Genomic DNA, 18,822 nt, shown 5'->3' on the forward strand with positions numbered 1-18,822 from the left:
CCTGGTCAGTCCCGCCAGACGGGTTCGATCAGGTCAGGATTGAAGATCCGCTTGCCGCGCCCGGCCGGGTGGATCACCACAGCCGACAGGCTGTGCAGGATGATCTCTTGTTGCCGCTCGATGGGAAGCTCCCTCAACTCCTCACGGCTCCTGATCCCCTCGCTGACGGACTCAGCTCGCTTGATCTCTCGCTGGAAGCGGCCACGTTCCAGCTTCAGTTCGTCCCGTCGGCGCTCCAGATCCGGCAGGAGCTGAAGTAGCGAGGACATGGTGATCTCGCGGTTGTTCGCGGCCGTGGTCAGGGCCTTGATGTCGTCCGACACGGCCTTGAACTCGGCCACCCTGGGCCACTCCGCAGACGTAGGGCTGCCATCCTCAGCCGCCCTCCTGCGCTGCTCCTCCAGGACGAGGTCAATGATCAGGTTCTCCATGGGTTCCCCGACCCGTCCGACCTTGCCGCAACCGCCGTTCACGACGGAGCACTGATAGCTGTACTTCGACGCCTTCGATCCGGGCTTCCACAGTCGGTTGCTCTGACCCCTGATCTTGTTGTGGCACAGCCCGCAGCGGGCGATACCGGAGAGCAGATACTTGCGCGCGACCGGCCTACCGGCGGCAGGGTTGGCCTGCTTCCGCTCGGCAACGGCGGCGCAGACCGCTTCCCACTCCTCCGGCGTGTTGATCGTGTTCCACTCGCCGATCACGGGTTCCCCACTGTCGTTGAGCAGGATCTCACCGTGATAGGTGCGGTAGCCGCACAGTCGGGGGCTGGTCACCATCAGTTCGACGTGGTGGTGTGCCATCCGCTTGGTTCCCTCGCGCGGTCGGCCGATCCCCTCTTCCTGCCACCGCTTGCGGATGGTGCCGATGCGCACTCCGGCCAGGATCTCCTTCTGTGCCTCACGGATGTGCCGTGCCGCCTCGGGGTCGACGCTGTTCGGGTCGTCCTTCTTCCACCCGTACGGCGACGGGCCGCCGCTCGACTTCCCGTTCATCGCCAGTTCGAGGTGCTTGCGCTTGATGCGGCGGGCGGTGTCGTGTGACGACTTGTTGGCGAAGGCCACCATCACGCGGGCCATGGTCCGTCCGTCCGCCGACGACAGGTCGATGTCGTTCGTGACGGTGACGAACGTCAGACGCTTCCGGGTCTCGAAGACCTCGATCAGACGTTCAAGATCCTTCGGCTGCCGGGCCAGCCTGTCCAGGTCGTAGGACACCACGCCGTCGATGAGCCCGGCCGCCAGATCAGACAGCATCAGCTCGAATTCGGGGCGGCGGACGTTCCGTTTGTACGCGGAGACGTCGTTGTCCTCGTAGATCCTCGCCACGCTCAGTCCGCGCAGGTCGGCCAGTCGTTCGCAGTCCTGCCGCTGACGGGTGACGCCGAGGCCGTCGCCCTCGTCGTCTCGTGAGATCCGGGTGTAGATGGCCACCTTGCGTGCCACGCTTGGTTCCTCCCCCACCCCGGCGGGCCTCTGCCGGAGTGAAGCAAGGTTACTACCCTCATACAGGTCACTGAGCTTGGTCCGTCGAGCCGCCGGTGGTCAAGCGGGCCGGGCAGGTGCTCGACGCCTGAGCGGAAGCGAGAGCAAGGGGCTCCCCGCAGTGCGGGGAGCCCCTTTCGCGTTCAGGCGGTGCGTGCGTGCGTCCGTCAGAACGTGCCCAGCTTCACGATCGACAGCAGGGCGACCAGCTGGATCGCGGACGCGCCCAGCGCCTTCGGCCAGGGCAGGTCGTGCGAGCGGCTGACCATCAGGGTGAGCAGCGCGCCGGCCGCGACCCAGGTGATCCAGCCGAGGATCTGGACGAACGGCGCGTCGCCGCCCGCGAACATGGCGACGATCAGACGCGGCGCGTCCGTCAGCGACATGATCAGCATGGAGAGGCCGACCGTGGGCTGCCACGCCCCGTCGCCGCCGAGCTGACGGGCCAGGGTGTGGGTGACCACGCCCAGGATGAAGGCGGAGAGGACCATCGCGACGGCCGTCACCAGCACGATCGGGATGGCGTTCGACAGCGTCGCGTTGATCGCGTCCTCGCGGGCGCCGTCGAAGCCGAACACCGCGATCATGCCGTAGACGAAGGTCACGATCAGGGCGGGGCCCCACATCGTGTAGTCCCGCATCTGCAGGAAGGTCTGGTTGGGGGCGGTGACGACGCCCTTCAGCAGGTCCTTCCAGCGCAGCCGGGGGCCGACCGGGCCGGGCGGCGGGGTGGCCGAACCGGCGCGGTAGGTGCCGCCCTGGGTGTACGGGTCGTCGCCGACCGAGAACGCCTGGGTGTGGCCGGGGTTGTTGGCGGCGTACGGGTCGTGCGGCGCGGCGCCGGGCGGGCCGCCCCGCGGGTAGCCGGCGTCGTCGCCGAAGTACTCCGGCTCGCCGTGCCCGCCGGGTGCCTGGCCGCCGTAGCCGCCGCCGTTCGGCTGCGGCCACTGCCCGCCGCCGGCGCCGCCGGTGTACGGCGGCTGCGGTGGGTACGGCTGCGGCGCCGGGGGATAGCCGTACGGCTGTCCCTGCGGCGTCTGCTGCCCGTGCGGGGGGTGTTGCGGTCGCGTCTGAGGAGCGCCGTTGTCCCGGCCGCGTCCGATCCTGAATCCAGCCACGCTTCCGAACGTACCTGGTCCCGCTGAGTGACGTGCCGGGCCCGGGCTTGTGGACCCGGCTTTGCGGCCGAGCTGTGACATCCCTTACGGGATCGGACCGCATCCCCTTAAGGGGGCGGCCCGATCCCGTAAGGGGCGGTCCGTCAGTCCGCGAAGTTGGCGCCGAAGTACGGCGTTCCGGTCGTCGAGACGCCGGAGGTGCTCGGCGAGACGGTGCGGGAGCCGGAGGTGGTGATCTTCGTGCCGTTGGAGGGCAGGTAGACCAGCGCGCCGTTGCCGGCGTTCTCCTCGGAGCTGACGACGAGGTCGGCGCGGCCGTCGCCGGTGACGTCGTCGAGCTTGAGGTCGGTGCCGAAGTAGTCATTGCTCTCGTTGGCGCCGGGGACGCCCGCGGTGTTCTGGGAGAAGGACTGGGCGCCGGAGGCGGTGTTCAGCCCGGCGGCGGTGCCGTAGAGGACGGTGACCGTGCCGGTGTTGACGGCGCTGCCGATGTTCTCGCCGGCCACGCCGATGGCCAGGTCGAGGAAGCCGTCGGCGTTGATGTCGCCGAGGTCCAGCTCGTAGCCGAAGAAGTCGTTGCCCTCGGCGGCGCCGGGGACGTTGCCGGTGTTCTGGGTGATGCCGGTGACGGAACCGGGGCCGGCGGCCGCGCCGTACGTCACCCAGACCTTGCCGCCGTTGGCGGAGTCCGGGACCGCGGTGCCGTCCTCGGTCTTCGTGTTCCAGTAGGCGCCGCTGACGATGTCGCCGTAGCCGTCGGCGTCGATGTCGCCGATCGCGGTGATGACGCCGGGCTTGAGGGGCTGCGCGGCGGACGCCGTCAGGCCGGTCGCGGAGCCGGGGAGGTAGTAGTTGCGGTTCCAGCCGTACTCGGTGGCCGTCTCGTAGCCGTCGACGACCAGGTCGGTGCGGTGGTCGCCGTTGATGTCGCCGGTGGTGAGGTTGAGCGGGCCCATCGCCTCGGTGCTGAGGATCGGGGGTTCGACGGTGTACTTGCCGCCGGGCTTGCCGGTGCTGCTGATGCCGCCCTTGAGGACGTACACGGTGGCGTTGTCGCTGCCTACGGCCAGGTCGGCCCTGCCGTCGCCGTCGAAGTCGCCGGCCGCGAGGTTCTTGCCCCAGTAGTCGTGCGCGGAGGCCGCCGGGTCGGCGACGGCGGCGCCCTTGCCGGTGATGCCGGACTTGGAGCCCCACAGGATGGTGACGCTGCCGCCGTCCTTGTCGTTGCCGACGTCCTCGCCGGGGGAGCCGACGGCGACGTCGTCGTAGCCGTCGCCGTTGAAGTCGGCGTAGGCGCTCTCCGCGCCGAACATGTCGCCCGTCTCGGCGCCGCCGGGGGTGCCGGTGGTGTTCTGGCTGATGGTGTGGCGCTTGGCGGACGAGACGCCGGTGGCCGTGCCGTAGAGGACGACGAACTGGCCGGCGCTCTTCTTGCCGGCGACGTGGGCGCCGCTGGCGGAGAAGGCGACGTCGCCGCGGCCGTCGCCGTTGAAGTCGGCCTGTGGGACGACGGTGGCGTCCGCGGCGGTGGCCGTCACGGCGACGGCACTGAGCAGCCCGCCGGTCAGCGCGGCGGCGGTGGCGGTCGCGAGGGCGAGCCGCAGGGGTCTGTGCACGCGGGGTCTCCTGCTGCATGCGGATGCCGGTCGGCATCGCGTCGGTTGAGTGCCGGTTGCGGTGATTTCGCCGGGAGTTGGGGGCGGGTTCACCGGCAAGCCGGCGTTCAGGAGACCTTCGGTGGGGCGGGAGGGTTGTACGTGTGTTCGGGGCCGGCTTCGGGCGGGTGGCCGGTTCGGTCAGGTGCGGAGCGGGGGGTCAGGGGGGTGGGTGCGGTCGAGGGCAGGGGTCATTCGGTGGGCGTCTCGTCTTTGCGCCGGGAGACGAAGGAACCGAGGCCGGGTTCGGTGTAGGTCAGCCCTTCCTCGCGCAGCGCGCGCAGCACCTTGTGTGCCGTCGCGTTGGCGATGCCGAACTCCGCCGTCAGTTGCACCACCGAGGGCACTCGGGTGCGTGGGGCGTAGGTGCCGTCCGTGATGCGACTGCGGATGACCTTGGCGACCTGGCGCCAACGGGGGATGTCGGGAGCGAATTCGATCACAGCAGCCAGCATGTCCATGGAGTACCTGGCATGCCTGGGACAGTCGAAGACGGGGCTCAATCGGTTGACGTGTCGCCTGCTTGTTCGGCGACGAACGAGCCGAGACCTACCTCGGCGCGGATGAGGCCCGCCGCTTTGAGGTGACTCAGAGCCTTCTGTGCCGTCGAGGCGGCGATGCCGAACTCGGCGGACAGTTCAACGACCGAGGGGACACGGGAGCCCACGGGGTACTGACCTTCGGCGATGCGGCTTGTGATCGCCGCGGCGACCTGACGCCAGACGGGCCGGGTGCGGTCGAGGTCGGGAGTCATGCGGTTGACGCTAAAACCCTGCGGTCTACCGTGCGACCGCAGTAGACTTCGGTAGACCGCAGGCCCGCAAGCCCCGGCGACGGATCGCAGCCGTCCCGGGGCGTGGCCACCAGCCGCCCACTCACTCGGAGCTGATGACATGACCGACCATATCCGCCTGCTCCCCTGGACGGCCGCCGAAGGCGGCAAGGCCTGTTACCTCATCACCGACCAGGGGGGCGGCACCGTGTCCCGGCTGGCGGACGTCACCGAGGCCGTGCAGTTGGAGATGGGGGAGCGGCTGCTCGTGCACGCGCGCGGGATGCTGCCCAGCGCTCCGGACGGGGAGCTGCGGTATCTCGCCGTGCGGCTGGGCGAGTCCCTCAATGACGCCCTGCGGGTCGCCGAGAGCCGGGGGCAGCGGCTGGAGCTGCTCAACTGAGCGGGCTCTGAACAGGCCGACGCCCCGTGTCATCCGTTTGCGGCGGACACGGGGCGTCGGCGGCAGCCGAAGGGCCGGGAGTTACTTCACCGGCTCCGGTTCCGGCGTCGGCTCCGATTCCGCCTCGCCCGCCGGGTCGGCCGGGGTCCGCACCGAGTCCAGCAGGAGCTGGGCGACGTCGACCACCTGGATCGACTCCTTCGCCTTGCCGCCCGCGGCGGAGCCGCTGTCGGATTCAGCCTTCTTGCCGTTGATCGAGTCCGTGAGCATGACCAGGCAGAACGGGCAGGCCGTCGAGACGATGTCCGGGTTGACGGACAGGGCCTCGTCCACGCGCTCGTTGTTGATGCGCTTGCCGATCCGCTCCTCCATCCACATCCGCGCGCCACCGGCACCGCAGCAGAAGCCGCGCTCCTTGTGCCGGTGCATCTCCTCGTTGCGGATGCCCGGCACCGCGGCGATGATCTCGCGCGGCGGCGTGTAGATCTTGTTGTGCCGGCCCAGGTAGCAGGGGTCGTGGTACGTGATGATGCCCTCGACCGGCGTCACCGGGACCAGCTTGCCCTCGTCCACCAGGTGCTGGAGCAGCTGGGTGTGGTGGATGACCTCGTAGTCGCCGCCGAGCTGCGGGTACTCGTTGCCGAGCGTGTTCAGGCAGTGCGGGCAGGTGGCGACGATCTTCTTCGCCGACTTGGGCTTCCTGGTCTCCGGGGACTCGTCGTCCTCACCGAAGGCCATGTTCAGCGAGGCGACGTTCTCCATGCCCAGTTCCTGGAACAGCGGCTCGTTGCCCAGGCGCCGCGCCGAGTCACCCGTGCACTTCTCGTCGCCGCCCATGATCGCGAACTTCACGCCCGCCATGTGGAGCAGCTCCGCGAACGCCTTCGTGGTCTTCTTCGCGCGGTCCTCCAGGGCGCCGGCGCAGCCGACCCAGTAGAGGTACTCGACCTCGGTGAGGTCCTCGATGTCCTTGCCGACGACCGGGACCTCGAAGTCGACCTCCTTGGTCCACTCCAGGCGCTGCTTCTTCGCCAGCCCCCAGGGGTTGCCCTTCTTCTCCAGGTTCTTGAGCATCGTGCCCGCCTCGGACGGGAACGACGACTCGATCATCACCTGGTAGCGGCGCATGTCGACGATGTGGTCGACGTGCTCGATGTCCACCGGGCACTGCTCGACACAGGCGCCGCAGGTGGTGCAGGACCACAGCACGTCCGGGTCGATGACGCCGTTCTCCTCGAGGGTGCCGATCAGCGGGCGCTCGGCCTCCGCGAGAGCCGCGGCCGGCACGGCGGCGAGCGCCTCCTCGGACGCCTTCTCCTCGCCCTCCATCGACTTGCCGCCACCCGCCAGCAGGTACGGCGCCTTGGCGTGCGCGTGGTCCCGCAGGGACATGATCAGCAGCTTCGGGGAGAGCGGCTTGCCCGTGTTCCAGGCCGGGCACTGCGACTGGCAGCGGCCGCACTCCGTGCAGGTGGAGAAGTCGAGCAGACCCTTCCAGGAGAAGTGCTCGACCTGCGAGACGCCGAAGACGTCGTCCTCGCCGGGGTCGGTGAAGTCGATCGGCTTGCCGCTGGACGTCATCGGCAGCAGGGCACCCAGCGAAGTCCCGCCGTCCGCCTTCCGCTTGAAGAAGATGTTCGGGAAGGCCAGGAACCGGTGCCAGGCCACGCCCATGTCGGTCTTCAGGGCGACCGTGATCATCCAGATGAAGGAGGTCGCGATCTTCAGGCCGGCGAAGAAGTAGGTGAGGTTCTGGAGGGTGGACAGGTCCATGCCCTCCAGCCAGGACACCACCGGGTACGAGATGAAGAACGACGCCTCGTAGCCGTCCACATGGTGCTGGGCGCCCTCCAGCGCGTGCAGCATGAAGATGCAGACGCCGACGATCAGGATGACCGCCTCGACGAAGTACGCCTGGCCGAAGTTGGAGCCGGCGAAGCGGGACTTGCGGCCCGGCTTGCGCGGGTGGGACAGCTGCCGGATGCCGATCAGGACCAGGATGCCGAGCACGGTCATCGTGCCGATGAACTCGACGAAGACGTTGTACGGTGCCCAGTCGCCCAGGATCGGCAGCAGCCAGTCGGCCTGGAAGAGCTGGCCGATCGCGTTGACGATCGTCAGCAGCAGGGAGAAGAAGCCCACCGCCACGAACCAGTGCGCGACGCCGACCACGCCCCAGCGGTTCATCCGGGTGTGCCCGAGGAACTCCCTGACCACCGTGAGGGTGCGCTGCCCGGGGGCGTCGGTGCGCGTGCCGGCCGGCACCGGCTGGCCCAGTCGCATATAGGTGACGATCTGCAGGACGGCGCGGGCGAACAGTGCCACGCCGACCACGATCAGGACCAGCGACACGATGATCGCGGCGAGTTGCATTTCGGGGCTCCTCGGGCCTGCGAGGTTTCGAGGGGGGCGGTATTACTGAGCGGTAGCTTATGCAGTCTGTATGAGGGTACCCCCCATTCTCCGCCGCACTGTAGTCGGCCGTGTCGTGATCTGTGTCGCTGAGGCGACCCTGACCGTCGACGCGTCGTTGCGCGTAAGGGGCGGATAAGAGTTGAGTCGACTCGGCTCATGTCTGTTGACCCGGCGGACGTCGTCGTGCACACTTGAGCCTGTTCCACTCAAGTCAGCTGGAGGAAATCACCATGGCACGTGCGGTCGGCATCGACCTGGGCACGACTAACTCCGTCGTCAGCGTTCTTGAAGGCGGCGAGCCCACCGTCATCACCAACGCAGAGGGCGCCAGGACCACGCCGTCCGTCGTCGCCTTCGCCAAGAACGGCGAAGTCCTCGTCGGCGAGGTGGCCAAGCGCCAGGCGGTCACGAACGTCGACAGGACCATCCGGTCGGTCAAGCGCCACATGGGCACCGACTGGAAGATCAACCTGGACGGCAAAGACTTCAACCCGCAGCAGATCAGCGCCTTCGTGCTGCAGAAGCTGAAGCGGGACGCCGAGGCGTACCTGGGCGAGAAGGTCACCGACGCGGTCATCACCGTCCCGGCGTACTTCAACGACTCGGAGCGGCAGGCGACGAAGGAGGCCGGCGAGATCGCCGGTCTGAACGTCCTGCGCATCGTCAACGAGCCGACCGCCGCCGCGCTGGCGTACGGCCTCGACAAGGACGACCAGACGATCCTGGTCTTCGACCTCGGTGGCGGCACCTTCGACGTGTCGCTGCTGGAGATCGGCGACGGCGTCGTCGAGGTGAAGGCCACCAACGGTGACAACCACCTCGGTGGTGACGACTGGGACCAGCGCGTCGTCGACTACCTGGTCAAGCAGTTCCAGTCCGGTCACGGCGTGGACCTGAGCAAGGACAAGATGGCGCTCCAGCGCCTGCGCGAGGCCGCCGAGAAGGCGAAGATCGAGCTGTCCTCGTCCACCGAGACCTCGATCAACCTGCCCTACATCACGGCCTCCGCCGAGGGCCCGCTGCACCTGGACGAGAAGCTCACCCGGGCCCAGTTCCAGCAGCTGACCGCGGACCTGCTGGAGCGCTGCAAGACGCCGTTCCACAACGTGATCAAGGACGCGGGCATCCAGCTCAGCGAGATCGACCACGTCGTTCTCGTCGGCGGCTCCACCCGGATGCCGGCCGTCGCCGAGCTGGTCCGCGAGCTGACCGGCGGCAAGGACGCCAACAAGGGCGTCAACCCGGACGAGGTCGTCGCGATCGGCGCCGCCCTCCAGGCCGGTGTGCTCAAGGGCGAGGTCAAGGACGTCCTGCTGCTCGACGTCACCCCGCTGTCCCTCGGCATCGAGACCAAGGGCGGCATCATGACCAAGCTGATCGAGCGGAACACGACGATCCCGACCAAGCGGTCCGAGATCTTCACCACCGCCGAGGACAACCAGCCGTCCGTGCAGATCCAGGTCTACCAGGGCGAGCGCGAGATCGCGGCGTACAACAAGAAGCTCGGGATGTTCGAGCTGACCGGGCTGCCGCCGGCGCCGCGCGGCGTCCCGCAGATCGAGGTCTCCTTCGACATCGACGCCAACGGCATCATGCACGTGACCGCGAAGGACCTGGGCACGGGCAAGGAGCAGAAGATGACCGTCACCGGTGGCTCCTCGCTGCCGAAGGACGAGGTCAACCGGATGCGCGAAGAGGCCGAGAAGTACGCGGAGGAGGACCACGCCCGCCGCGAGGCCGCCGAGACCCGCAACCAGGGCGAGCAGCTCGTCTACCAGACCGAGAAGTTCCTCAAGGACAACGAGGACAAGGTCCCCGGTGACGTCAAGACCGAGGTGGAGACCGCCGTCGGCGAGCTGAAGGAGAAGCTCAAGGGCGAGGACACCGCCGAGATCCGCACCGCCACCGAGAAGGTCGCGGCCGTCTCGCAGAAGCTCGGCCAGGCCATGTACGCCGACGCCCAGGGCGCGCAGGCGGCCGGCGGCGAGGCGCCGGGCGGCGCCGGTGCCGGTCAGTCCAAGGCCGACGACGACGTCGTGGACGCCGAGATCGTCGACGACGAGCGCAAGGACGGTGCCGCGTGACGGAGGAGACCCCGGGTTTTGACGAGAAGCCCGACGTCCCCTCCGGCGCCACCTCCGAAGACGCCGAGCCGAAGGCCGCCCCCTCCTCCTCGGAGGCGGGGGCGGCCCCGGCCGGGGACGCGAGCCAGAACGCGGGCCTGGTGGCCCAGCTGGACCAGGTGCGCACCGCGCTGGGCGAGCGCACCGCCGACCTCCAGCGGCTCCAGGCCGAGTACCAGAACTACCGCCGCCGGGTCGAGCGGGACCGGGTCGCCGTCAAGGAGGTCGCCACCGCGAACCTGCTGACCGAGCTGCTCCCCGTCCTCGACGACATCGGCCGGGCCCGGGAACACGGCGAACTGGTCGGCGGTTTCAAGGGCGTCGGCGAGTCGCTGGAGGCGGTCGCCACCAAGCTGGGCCTTCAGCAGTTCGGCAAGGAGGGCGAGCCCTTCGACCCGACCATCCACGAGGCCCTGATGCACAGTTACGCGCCGGACGTCACCGAGACGACCTGCGTGGCGATCCTCCAGCCCGGGTACCGGATCGGCGAGCGCACCATCCGCCCCGCGCGGGTGGCCGTCGCCGAGCCCCAGCCCGGGGCGCAGACGGTCAAGCCGGCCGAGGAGAACACCGAGCCGACGGCGGACGCCGCCGAGGACAAGGAGAGCGGTGGCCCGGACGAGGGCTGAGCTTGTGAGCGGCAGGAAGGAGGGACGTCGGGGATGAGCACCAAGGACTTCATCGAGAAGGACTACTACAAGGTCCTCGGCGTCCCCAAGGACGCCACCGACGCCGAGATCAAGAAGGCGTACCGGAAACTCGCCCGCGAGAACCACCCGGACGCCAACAAGGGCAACGCCAAGGCGGAGGAACGCTTCAAGGAGATCTCCGAGGCGAACGACATCCTCGGCGACCCCAAGAAGCGCAAGGAGTACGACGAGGCACGCGCGCTCTTCGGCAACGGGGGCTTCCGCCCGGGGCCGGGAGCGGGCGGCGGCACCTTCAACTTCGACCTGGGCGACCTCTTCGGAGGCGGCGCGCAGGGCGGCGGACAGGGGGCCGGCGGCTTCGGCGGCGGCATCGGTGACGTCTTCGGGGGCCTGTTCAACCGGGGCACCGCGGGCGGCACCCGGACCCAGCCCAGGCGCGGCCAGGACATCGAGTCCGAGGTCACGCTGAGCTTCACGGAGGCCATCGAGGGCGCGACCGTGCCGCTCAGGATGTCCTCGCAGGCGCCCTGCAAGGCGTGTTCGGGCACCGGCGACAAGAACGGCACGCCCCGGGTGTGCCCGACCTGCGTCGGCACCGGCCAGGTGACCCGGGGTTCGGGCGGCGGGTTCTCGCTGACCGACCCCTGCCCGGACTGCAAGGGCCGCGGTCTGATCGCGGAGCACCCCTGCGACGTCTGCAAGGGCTCCGGACGCGCCAAGTCCTCCCGGACCATGCAGGTCCGCATCCCGGCCGGGGTCTCCGACGGGCAGCGCATCCGGCTGCGCGGCAAGGGCACGCCGGGCGAGCGCGGCGGTCCGGCGGGCGACCTGTACGTGGTGGTGCACGTCAAGGACCACTCCGTCTTCGGCCGCAAGGGCGACAACCTCACGGTCACCGTGCCGGTGACGTACGCGGAGGCGGCGCTCGGCGGGGAGGTCAGGGTGCCCACCCTGGGCGGCCCGCCGGTCACGCTGAAGCTGCCGGCCGGCACGCCCAACGGGCGGACCATGCGGGCCCGCGGCAAGGGCGCGGTCCGCAAGGACGGCACCCGCGGCGATCTGCTGGTCACCGTCGAGGTGAGTGTTCCGAAGGACCTGACGGGGAAGGCTCGTGAGGCACTGGAGGCGTATCGCGAGGCGACCGCGGACGAGGATCCGCGGGCGGAGCTGTTCGAGGCCGCGAAGGGAGCTTGACGGAGATGGACGGTCGTCGACGCAATCCGTATGAACTGACCGAGGAAACCCCGGTCTACGTCATCTCGGTGGCGGCCCAGCTGTCCGGCCTGCACCCGCAGACCCTGCGTCAGTACGACCGTCTGGGCCTGGTCTCCCCGGACCGCACCGCCGGCCGGGGCCGGCGCTACTCGGCCCGGGACATCGAACTGCTGCGCACGGTGCAGCAGTTGTCGCAGGACGAGGGCATCAACCTGGCCGGCATCAAACGCATCATCGAACTGGAGAACCAGGTCGCGGCGCTCCAGGCCCGGGTGGCCGAGATGGAGGCCGCCCTGGACGGCGCGGCGGCGGCGATGCGGCAGCGCGAGGCCGCGGTGCACGCCTCCTACCGCCGGGACCTGGTCCCGTACCAGGAGGTCCAGCAGACCAGCGCGCTGGTGGTGTGGCGGCCCAAGGGCCGGCAGTCGTCGGACTGACCGCGCGTGAACGCCAAGAAGCCGGGCCCGCCTGAACAGGTGGGCCCGGCTTCTCTCATGCGGGGTCAGGGTGCGGTGACCGCCCAGTCGCCCGCCGGCACGGACTCCGTGCCGTCCGCGGCGACCGCGGTGACCCAGTAGTACGACGTGGTGCCGCGCCGGGCCCCGGTGTCGAAGTACCGGACGGCGCCCGCGCCGAGGTCGGCGATCTTCTCGTACGCCGAGGCGGCCGGGTTCCAGCGGTAGACGCGGTAGCCGCCCGCCTGCTCGGGCGCCGACTCGCCGAGCCCGTACCACTCCAGCAGATTGCCCTCGTCGCCCTCGGCGCCGGTGGCGGTGAGGGTCAGCGGGGAGCCGTCCGGGGTGGCGGTGGCGGGTGTGGTGTCCAGCTCGGTCGCGGTGACGACCTGCGCCTCGCCGGTCCACTGGAAGGCCGAGTTGCCGGCGGTGTCGACGGCGTCCACGACGAAGCAGGACTCCTCGCCGTCCGGGAGGGTGGTGTAGTCGTAGGAGGTGGTGTCGGCGAAGACGTAGTAGCCGGCGCTCAGGGAGCAGATCCGCTCGCCCTCGTCGCCGAGCAGTTCACCGCGGCGGACCACGTAACGGGCCAGGTCGGGGGTGGGGTTGGCGTCCCAGCTGAGCCGGAAGCCGTACTCGGTCGCGGTCGCGGTCACCCCGGTGACGGCGGACGGCGGGGTGAGGTCACGGCGCTTGCCGCTCACGGCGGCGGAGCGCGCGGACTCGTTGCCGGCCGGGTCGAGGGCGGTCACCCGGTAGAAGTAGGTGGTGCCCTCGACGGCCGAGGTGTCCAGGTGGGAGACCTGGCCGGTGACGGTCGCGAGCCGGGCGTAGGTGCCGTCGGCGCTCGCCGCGCGGTACACCCGGTAGGAGGCGGCGTCGGCGACCGCGCTCCAGGTCAGGCGCAGACCGGTCGCCTCCGAGGCGGTGACCGGCGCGGCGGGCGCGGCGGGCGCGGTCGTGTCGGCGGTGGTGACGCCCTGGTCGGCCGTGCCCGCCGACTCGTTGCCCGCCTTGTCGTAGGCGCGGAGCTCGTAGTAGTACGTCTCGCCGGTCTTCGGCAGGGTGCTGTCCGTGTACGACGTCGAGGTGGTCGTGGCGAGCGGCTTGGTGGCGTACGAGGTGCCCTTCAGGCGGCGGTAGACGCGGTAGCCGGCGAGGTCCATCTCCTTGTTCTTCGTCCAGGTGGCCTTCGCCTTGCCGGTGGCCTTGTCGTAGGTGACCGACGCCCCGGTGGGGGTGAGCGGCTTGGCCTTGTCGGCCGAGGACGAAGTGCGGGGCGCGTAGGAGAACGCGACGTTCGCCTTGCCGGTCCAGTTGACGAAGTCGATCCGCAGGGTGTGCTTGCCCTTGGGGATGGTGACGTTGGCCGTCTTCTTCTGCGTGGACGACACGTTCTTCCACACGTCGACCTTGCGGGTGCCGTCGAGATAGACCCGGATGCCGTCCTGGGTGGCGGCGGTGAAGGCGAACGGGCCGCCGGAGCCGAAGTCCCGGGTCACCGACCAGCGGACGCCGAAGTTGTTGGCCGGCAGGCCGGCGGCGGGGGCGCCGGTGCCCCAGTTCTGGTCGATCACCGAGTCGCAGTCGGTCTTCTTCGCGGTCCCGGCGAACGTGGTGTTCGCGAAGAACTGCCGCTTGAAGACGGGGGAGGCGCAGCTGACGGCTGCGGAGGCGGGCGCGGCGGCGACGGTGAGCAGTCCGCCCGCGGTGGCGAGCACGACGGCGGCCGAGGCGGCGGCCGTGGTCGTGCGACTGGCTGAGTTCATTCGGTCCTCTGCTCGAAAACAGCGGAGGCGAGGAGCAGCCTCCGTGATCACGACTCGTGAGGATTGGAGTTGGTTGTACGGATCTTGTGCGGCCGGTTGCGGAGGCCCGACGGCCTTTGTGTGAAGGAAAGTTGAGGGAATGATCACTGACACTTCATGCCGGGTGCGCAGTGTGATGTTGCGATCTCGTTAAGTGGTATCGCTTGACGGCCGGGTAGGACTGCGCGTTGTCTTTTCAGTCACCTGGGTCGCAATGCGGCCACCGCGTCCGGAAGGCACCAGAAGTGATCTCCTGCATGCGTCGTATCGCCATATCCGTGGCGACGTCCACGATGACCGTTTCGCTGACGGCCTGCGGAGCGCTGAACGTGTCGGGCGGCAGCGACGACGCCAGCCCGACCAAGGGCGACGACCTCACGGTCGGTCTGCTGCTCCCGGAGAAGGACAACACCCGTTACGAGCAGTTCGACCACCCCATCTTCAAGAAGAAGGTGGACGAGCTGACCGGCGGCCGGGGCACGGTGGAGTACGCCAACGCCGACGCGAGCGCCGGCAAGCAGGCCCAGCAGCTGCAGCGGATGGTCGACGACGGGGTCGACGTCATCGTGCTGGACGCGGTCGACTCGCACGCCATCGCGAGCGGAGTGAAGAAGGCCAAGGCGGCGGGCATCCCGGTGATCGCATACGACCGGCTGGCCGAGGGGCCGATCGACGCGTACATCTCGTTCGACAACGAACTGGTGGGGGAAGTGCAGGGCCGCTCCCTCCTCGAGGCGCTCGGCAGCGACTCCGCCACCAGCACCATCGTCATGATGAACGGCTCCTCCACCGACCCCAACGCCCGCCAGTTCAAGGCCGGCGCGCTGACCGAACTGGCCGGGAACGTAGTGGTCGGCGCCCAGTACGACACCAAGGACTGGAAGCCGGAGAACGCCGAGCAGAACATGACCGAGGCGATCGACAAGCTCGGCGTGGACCAGATCGCCGGGGTCTACTCCGCCAACGACGGCATGGCGGGCGGCGTCATCAAGGCGCTCAAGGCGGCCGGCGTCACCGAGCTGCCGCCGGTCACCGGGCAGGACGCCGACCTGGACGCGGTGCGCCGGATCGTCACCGGCGAGCAGTACATGAGCGTGTACAAGTCCTACCCGCAGGAGGCGGAGAACGCCGCCGAGATGGCGGTGGCCCGGGTGCAGGGCAAGGACATCCAGTTCGACGCGCTCACCACCGACAAGGTGGACAGCCCCACCGACCAGGACATTCCCGCCCAGTTGGTCACCGTCGTCGCCCTGACCAAGAAGAACATCAAGCAGACCGTCATCACCGACGGCATCTACCAGGTCTCCGACATCTGCACCGCCGCGTACCAGGACGCCTGCGCGCGGGCCGGTCTGAAGTAGGCCGCTTGTTGCACAGCCGGTCCCGGCCGCGCATAGTTGCGCTGCGGAAGGGCGCGGGACGCGGGGGTGGGCTGGGCGATGGCCGGGCACGGGACGGACGGGCATCCACACGGTGCTGACCGACTGTGCGAGGCCGGGGACCACGTGTACGCCCAAGCGGTGCGGCGGGGCCGGGTGCCGCGCCGGGACGCCGAGGCGGTGCCCTGTCTGCTGGACCTGGCGCTGCTGCACCCCGACCCCGACGACATGGACTGGCTGGTGCCGACCGCGCCGCGGGAGGTCATGTCCCGGCTGCTGCGCGAGGTGTACGACGAGGTCAGCGCCGGGCAGCGGCGGATGGGCGCGGCGGTCGCCGCCTTCGAGCGGTACGCCGGTCTGGGCGCGGAGCGCCGGCCGGTGGCGGCCGAGGGCACGGCGGCGATCCGGGTGCTGGACGGGCTGGGCCGGATCCAAGCGGCGATGGACGAGGCGACGCGGGCCTGCACGACGGAGGTGCTGACCGTGCAGCCCGGCGGCATCCGGCGCGAGCACGAACTCTCCGAGGGGCTGCACCGGGCGCTGGCGCTGCGCGGGCGCGGGGTGCGGATGCGGGACCTGTACACGCATGTCGCCCGGCACGGGCAGGGGCTGCTGCACTACATGGAGCTGATGGGCGACGCGGTGGAGGCGCGGACGCTGGACGAGGTGATCGACCGGCTGATCCTGTTCGACCGCACGGTGGCCTTCGTACCCGCCAACGCGGAGCGCACGATGGCCCTTGAGCTGCGCCACCCGGCGCTGGTGGAGTACCTCGTCACCGTCTTCGAACGGCTGTGGCGGCTCGCGCTGCCGATCACCGCGCCGCTGCCGGACACCGGCATCGAGGGCATCTCGCACCGCGAGCGGTCCATCGCGGCGCTGCTGGCCGAGGGCCACCAGGACGCGGTGATCGCGGAGCGGCTGGGGATCAGCGTACGGACCTGCCGGGCGCACATCGCCCGGCTGTCGGAGACGCTGGGCGCGGCGAGCCGTACCCAGCTGGGCGTGCGGCTGGCCCAGGCGGGACTGGACGGGCCGCAGCCGCCGCCGGTCAGTCCGCCCGGTCCATGATTCCCGACCGGGCGATGAGATAGCCGAGCTGGGCCCGGCTCTCGCTGCCGAGCGTGGCGGACAGCTTGGCGATGTGCTCCCGCGCGGTCCGCACGTTCAGCCCGAGCCGCTCGGCGACGACGGCGTCGGTGTGCCCCTCCACCAGCAGCGCGGCGATGGCCCGCTGCCGGGGGGTGACACCGTCCAGGGTGGGCGGCTGCACGGCGTTCGGGTACATGGGGGTGGCCAGGCGCCAGAGGCGGTCGAAGACGGTGGCGAAGTAGGAGACGAGGGCGGGGTGGCGGATCTCCAGGGCGAGGGTGCGGTCGGCGTTGGCGGGGATGTAGACCACCGTGCGGTCCAGCAGGATCAGGCGTTCGGTGACCTCGTCCAGGGTGCGGGCCTGTACGTCGCCGGTGAGCCGCTCGTAGCGGGCCAGGACGGTGGGGGCGTACCGCAGGGTGTGCTGGTACAGGGTGCGGATGCGGCCGCCGCGGTCGAGGAAGGCCTGGTCGCGTGCCAGGGCGGGTTCGTGCACCTGGGGCGGCGGGCCGATGTGCGCGGTGTGCGGCTGGATGGTGAGGACCTCGTCGGTGGCGTCGGCCATGGCCTCGCCGACGGTCCGGTCGATGCGCTCCTTGCCGCTGAGCATTCTCAGGACCGGGGTGCCCTCGCCGGCCGAGTCCGGGTGGCCCAGCCGCAGCAGCGGGGCGAAGGTCTCCGCCAGCCGCTCCTCCCGCCGCCGCTCGTGCGCGACGCGCGTCTCGGCGGCGCGCAGCAGCCGGTGCAGGGCGACGGCCGGGGCCACGGGCTCCAGCCGGTCCGGGGCCTCGACGGCCGGGGACAGCAGACCGGTGTCGATCAGACAGGGGGCCGCCTCGGCCGCCGCGGCGGGGACCTGGCCGTCGTGCAGCGCGCGGGTGTACAGGTCCAGGCCGGCCGGACAGAGTTCTTCGCCCCCGTGGTCGTGTGCCGTCGCCCTCACGCGTGACTGCCCCCTCGGCGTCAGTGGTCCTGGTTCAGTATCCCGGACTGGGCTATGAGATAGCCGAGCTGGGCCCGGCTCCCGCTGCCCAGGGCCTGGGCGAGCTTGGCTATGTGGGCGCGGCAGGTGCGTACGTTCATGCCGAGCCGCCGGGCGATCGCCTCGTCGACGTGGCCCTCCACCAGGAGCTTGGCGATGGAGTGCTGGATCTCGGTGATGCCGTCGGGGGCGGTCTCGTAGGGGGCGCCGGTGCTCAGCGGCACGGCGCGGGCCCACATGAACTCGAAGACCTTGATGAGGTAGCGGACGAGACCGGGGTGGCGCAGCTCCAGCGCGACCTGGCGGTCGTCCCGGGTGGGGATGAAGGCGACCGTCTCGTCGCAGATGATGAGGCGTTCCACCAGTTCGTCGATGGTGCGGTACTCGACCTTGCCCTCGGAGAACTGGGAGACGTAGCCGAGGGTCTCGGGACTGTAGCGGGCGGTGTGCTGGTACAGGGTCCTGATCCGCACCCCGCGTTCGATCAGCGGCCGGTCGCGCTCCAGCCCTTGCAGGAGGGTGTGTTCCAGCCGCCGGCTGGAGGGCTGGACGGTGAGCATCTCGCCCTGGCACTCGGCGGTGGCCAGGTCCAGCGCCGAGTTGATCCGGTCCAGCCCTTCCAGCACCGTGATGGAGTGGGTGCGGGAGGTGGTCTGCGCGCTGAGCGCCATGAAGGGTTCGAAGGTCTCGGCCATCGCGACCGACAGCCGCCGGCGCTCGGCGATCTCCCGCTCGATGGGATTGAGCCGCTGGGCCAGGGCGATGGACGGCGGCACCGGGCGCAGCCAGCCCGGATCGTCCGGGTCGGGGTGGAGCAGGCCGTCCTCGATCAGGCACGGGGCGTGTTCGGCCTCTTCACGTGCGACGCGGCCCGAGCGCAGAGCGGTCGCGTAGAGCCGGGCGCCCTCCTCGCACAGTTCGGACATCGCATGGGGATGTGATGCTTTAGTCCGATTCGATATCAAATCTCCACCCCCCAGGGTCCTGAACATGCAGGAACATGATGCACTGATTGTGTGGCCATGACGTGCCCGAATGAGCCATCGTCTTGTTCGACGGGGGAAGAGGGGACCTTCAAGTGAGGACGAAGCCGACTATGCGAAAGAGAATGCTTCGCTCGGTGCTTGTCGCCGCCTTCTCCGCCGTTGTGGCCATGGGGGCAGCCAGTGGCCTCGTGGGCGCGAGCAGCGATGCCAAGGTGGCGGACAGTACCTGGGGAATGGCTCACTCCACTGTTGCCGTGGGCGACGGCGCGGCTGTCACCACCGCTG

The 18,822-nt window shown here is 69.7% G+C and carries 16 protein-coding genes; 7 read left to right on the forward strand and 9 right to left on the reverse strand.

What is annotated here, in order from left to right:
- Positions 1-5 precede the first annotated feature (5 nt).
- The 5 genes from ACTT8P_RS01625 to ACTT8P_RS01645 form a co-directional block, all read right to left on the reverse strand.
- Positions 6-1,445, reverse strand: a complete 1,440-nt coding sequence (locus ACTT8P_RS01625) for a recombinase family protein (protein WP_442829661.1) — start codon at positions 1,443-1,445, stop codon at positions 6-8.
- A gap of 206 nt (positions 1,446-1,651) precedes the next feature.
- Positions 1,652-2,683, reverse strand: coding sequence for a Yip1 family protein (locus ACTT8P_RS01630; protein ID WP_442829662.1), 1,032 nt, complete (start codon positions 2,681-2,683; stop codon positions 1,652-1,654).
- A gap of 62 nt (positions 2,684-2,745) precedes the next feature.
- A complete protein-coding gene (locus ACTT8P_RS01635) occupies positions 2,746-4,218 on the reverse strand; it encodes an FG-GAP and VCBS repeat-containing protein (protein ID WP_442829663.1) in 1,473 nt (490 codons plus the stop codon).
- A 230-nt stretch (positions 4,219-4,448) separates the two neighbouring features.
- Positions 4,449-4,700, reverse strand: coding sequence for a GntR family transcriptional regulator (locus ACTT8P_RS01640; protein ID WP_442829664.1), 252 nt, complete (start codon positions 4,698-4,700; stop codon positions 4,449-4,451).
- A 56-nt stretch (positions 4,701-4,756) separates the two neighbouring features.
- Positions 4,757-5,011, reverse strand: a complete 255-nt coding sequence (locus ACTT8P_RS01645; protein ID WP_442829665.1) for a GntR family transcriptional regulator — start codon at positions 5,009-5,011, stop codon at positions 4,757-4,759.
- 139 nt (positions 5,012-5,150) lie between these two features.
- Between ACTT8P_RS01645 and ACTT8P_RS01650 the strand changes: the two genes are divergently transcribed.
- Entirely contained in the window at positions 5,151-5,432 is a 282-nt protein-coding gene (locus tag ACTT8P_RS01650) for a hypothetical protein (protein ID WP_442829666.1), read from the forward strand.
- Positions 5,433-5,513: 81 nt separating this feature from the next.
- On the opposite strand, the gene ACTT8P_RS01655 is transcribed toward ACTT8P_RS01650, so the two are convergent.
- On the reverse strand, positions 5,514-7,805 hold the full coding sequence (locus tag ACTT8P_RS01655) for a heterodisulfide reductase-related iron-sulfur binding cluster (protein WP_442829667.1): 2,292 nt from the start codon (positions 7,803-7,805) through the stop codon (positions 5,514-5,516).
- A gap of 272 nt (positions 7,806-8,077) precedes the next feature.
- Here ACTT8P_RS01655 and dnaK point away from each other — a divergent pair, with 272 nt between their 5' ends.
- The 4 genes from dnaK to ACTT8P_RS01675 are packed head-to-tail and all read left to right on the forward strand — an operon-like array spanning position 8,078 to position 12,272.
- Positions 8,078-9,931: a molecular chaperone DnaK gene (gene dnaK / locus ACTT8P_RS01660; protein ID WP_442829668.1), complete on the forward strand. Its 1,854-nt coding sequence runs from the start codon at positions 8,078-8,080 to the stop codon at positions 9,929-9,931.
- The gene (gene grpE, locus ACTT8P_RS01665; RefSeq protein ID WP_442829669.1) at positions 9,928-10,599 is read left to right on the forward strand and encodes a nucleotide exchange factor GrpE; all 672 of its coding nucleotides are present in this window, start codon (positions 9,928-9,930) and stop codon (positions 10,597-10,599) included. Before dnaK ends, grpE begins: the two co-directional genes overlap by 4 nt.
- 33 nt (positions 10,600-10,632) lie before the next feature.
- Positions 10,633-11,814: a molecular chaperone DnaJ gene (gene dnaJ, locus ACTT8P_RS01670; RefSeq protein WP_442829670.1), complete on the forward strand. Its 1,182-nt coding sequence runs from the start codon at positions 10,633-10,635 to the stop codon at positions 11,812-11,814.
- 5 nt (positions 11,815-11,819) lie between these two features.
- The gene (locus tag ACTT8P_RS01675) at positions 11,820-12,272 is read left to right on the forward strand and encodes a heat shock protein transcriptional repressor HspR (protein ID WP_442829671.1); all 453 of its coding nucleotides are present in this window, start codon (positions 11,820-11,822) and stop codon (positions 12,270-12,272) included.
- Between the two features lie 65 nt (positions 12,273-12,337).
- Here the strand turns inward: ACTT8P_RS01675 and ACTT8P_RS01680 are convergent, their stop codons facing one another.
- Positions 12,338-14,059 carry a fibronectin type III domain-containing protein gene (locus ACTT8P_RS01680; protein WP_442829672.1) on the reverse strand — a complete coding sequence of 574 codons (1,722 nt, stop codon included), beginning with the start codon at positions 14,057-14,059 and terminating at the stop codon, positions 12,338-12,340.
- Between the two features lie 296 nt (positions 14,060-14,355).
- Between ACTT8P_RS01680 and ACTT8P_RS01685 the strand changes: the two genes are divergently transcribed.
- Together ACTT8P_RS01685 and ACTT8P_RS01690 are read left to right on the forward strand one after the other, a co-directional pair.
- The gene (locus ACTT8P_RS01685) at positions 14,356-15,459 is read left to right on the forward strand and encodes a sugar ABC transporter substrate-binding protein (RefSeq protein WP_442829673.1); all 1,104 of its coding nucleotides are present in this window, start codon (positions 14,356-14,358) and stop codon (positions 15,457-15,459) included.
- 78 nt (positions 15,460-15,537) lie between these two features.
- On the forward strand, positions 15,538-16,548 hold the full coding sequence (locus ACTT8P_RS01690; RefSeq protein WP_442829674.1) for a LuxR C-terminal-related transcriptional regulator: 1,011 nt from the start codon (positions 15,538-15,540) through the stop codon (positions 16,546-16,548).
- On the opposite strand, the gene ACTT8P_RS01695 is transcribed toward ACTT8P_RS01690, so the two are convergent.
- Positions 16,529-17,512, reverse strand: a complete 984-nt coding sequence (locus ACTT8P_RS01695; protein WP_442829675.1) for a helix-turn-helix transcriptional regulator — start codon at positions 17,510-17,512, stop codon at positions 16,529-16,531. The genes ACTT8P_RS01690 and ACTT8P_RS01695 overlap by 20 nt on opposite strands.
- 20 nt (positions 17,513-17,532) lie before the next feature.
- Positions 17,533-18,477: a helix-turn-helix transcriptional regulator gene (locus ACTT8P_RS01700; RefSeq protein WP_442829676.1), complete on the reverse strand. Its 945-nt coding sequence runs from the start codon at positions 18,475-18,477 to the stop codon at positions 17,533-17,535.
- Positions 18,478-18,822 lie beyond the last annotated feature (345 nt).

This window comes from Streptomyces sp. JW3, assembly GCF_052216785.1.
Taxonomy (GTDB): domain Bacteria; phylum Actinomycetota; class Actinomycetes; order Streptomycetales; family Streptomycetaceae; genus Streptomyces.

Excerpts from the sequence above, each read along its gene's own strand:
- ACTT8P_RS01630 (WP_442829662.1), bottom strand. The coding sequence starts at position 2,683 with ATGTCACAGCTCGGCCGCAAAGCCGGGTCCACAAGCCCGGGCCCGGCA.
- ACTT8P_RS01645 (WP_442829665.1), bottom strand. The coding sequence starts at position 5,011 with ATGACTCCCGACCTCGACCGCACCCGGCCCGTCTGGCGTCAGGTCGCC.
- ACTT8P_RS01650 (WP_442829666.1), top strand. The coding sequence starts at position 5,151 with ATGACCGACCATATCCGCCTGCTCCCCTGGACGGCCGCCGAAGGCGGC.
- ACTT8P_RS01655 (WP_442829667.1), bottom strand. The coding sequence starts at position 7,805 with ATGCAACTCGCCGCGATCATCGTGTCGCTGGTCCTGATCGTGGTCGGC.
- dnaK (WP_442829668.1), top strand. The coding sequence starts at position 8,078 with ATGGCACGTGCGGTCGGCATCGACCTGGGCACGACTAACTCCGTCGTC.
- dnaJ (WP_442829670.1), top strand. The coding sequence starts at position 10,633 with ATGAGCACCAAGGACTTCATCGAGAAGGACTACTACAAGGTCCTCGGC.
- ACTT8P_RS01675 (WP_442829671.1), top strand. The coding sequence starts at position 11,820 with ATGGACGGTCGTCGACGCAATCCGTATGAACTGACCGAGGAAACCCCG.
- ACTT8P_RS01680 (WP_442829672.1), bottom strand. The coding sequence starts at position 14,059 with ATGAACTCAGCCAGTCGCACGACCACGGCCGCCGCCTCGGCCGCCGTC.
- ACTT8P_RS01685 (WP_442829673.1), top strand. The coding sequence starts at position 14,356 with ATGCGTCGTATCGCCATATCCGTGGCGACGTCCACGATGACCGTTTCG.
- ACTT8P_RS01690 (WP_442829674.1), top strand. The coding sequence starts at position 15,538 with ATGGCCGGGCACGGGACGGACGGGCATCCACACGGTGCTGACCGACTG.
- ACTT8P_RS01700 (WP_442829676.1), bottom strand. The coding sequence starts at position 18,477 with ATGTCCGAACTGTGCGAGGAGGGCGCCCGGCTCTACGCGACCGCTCTG.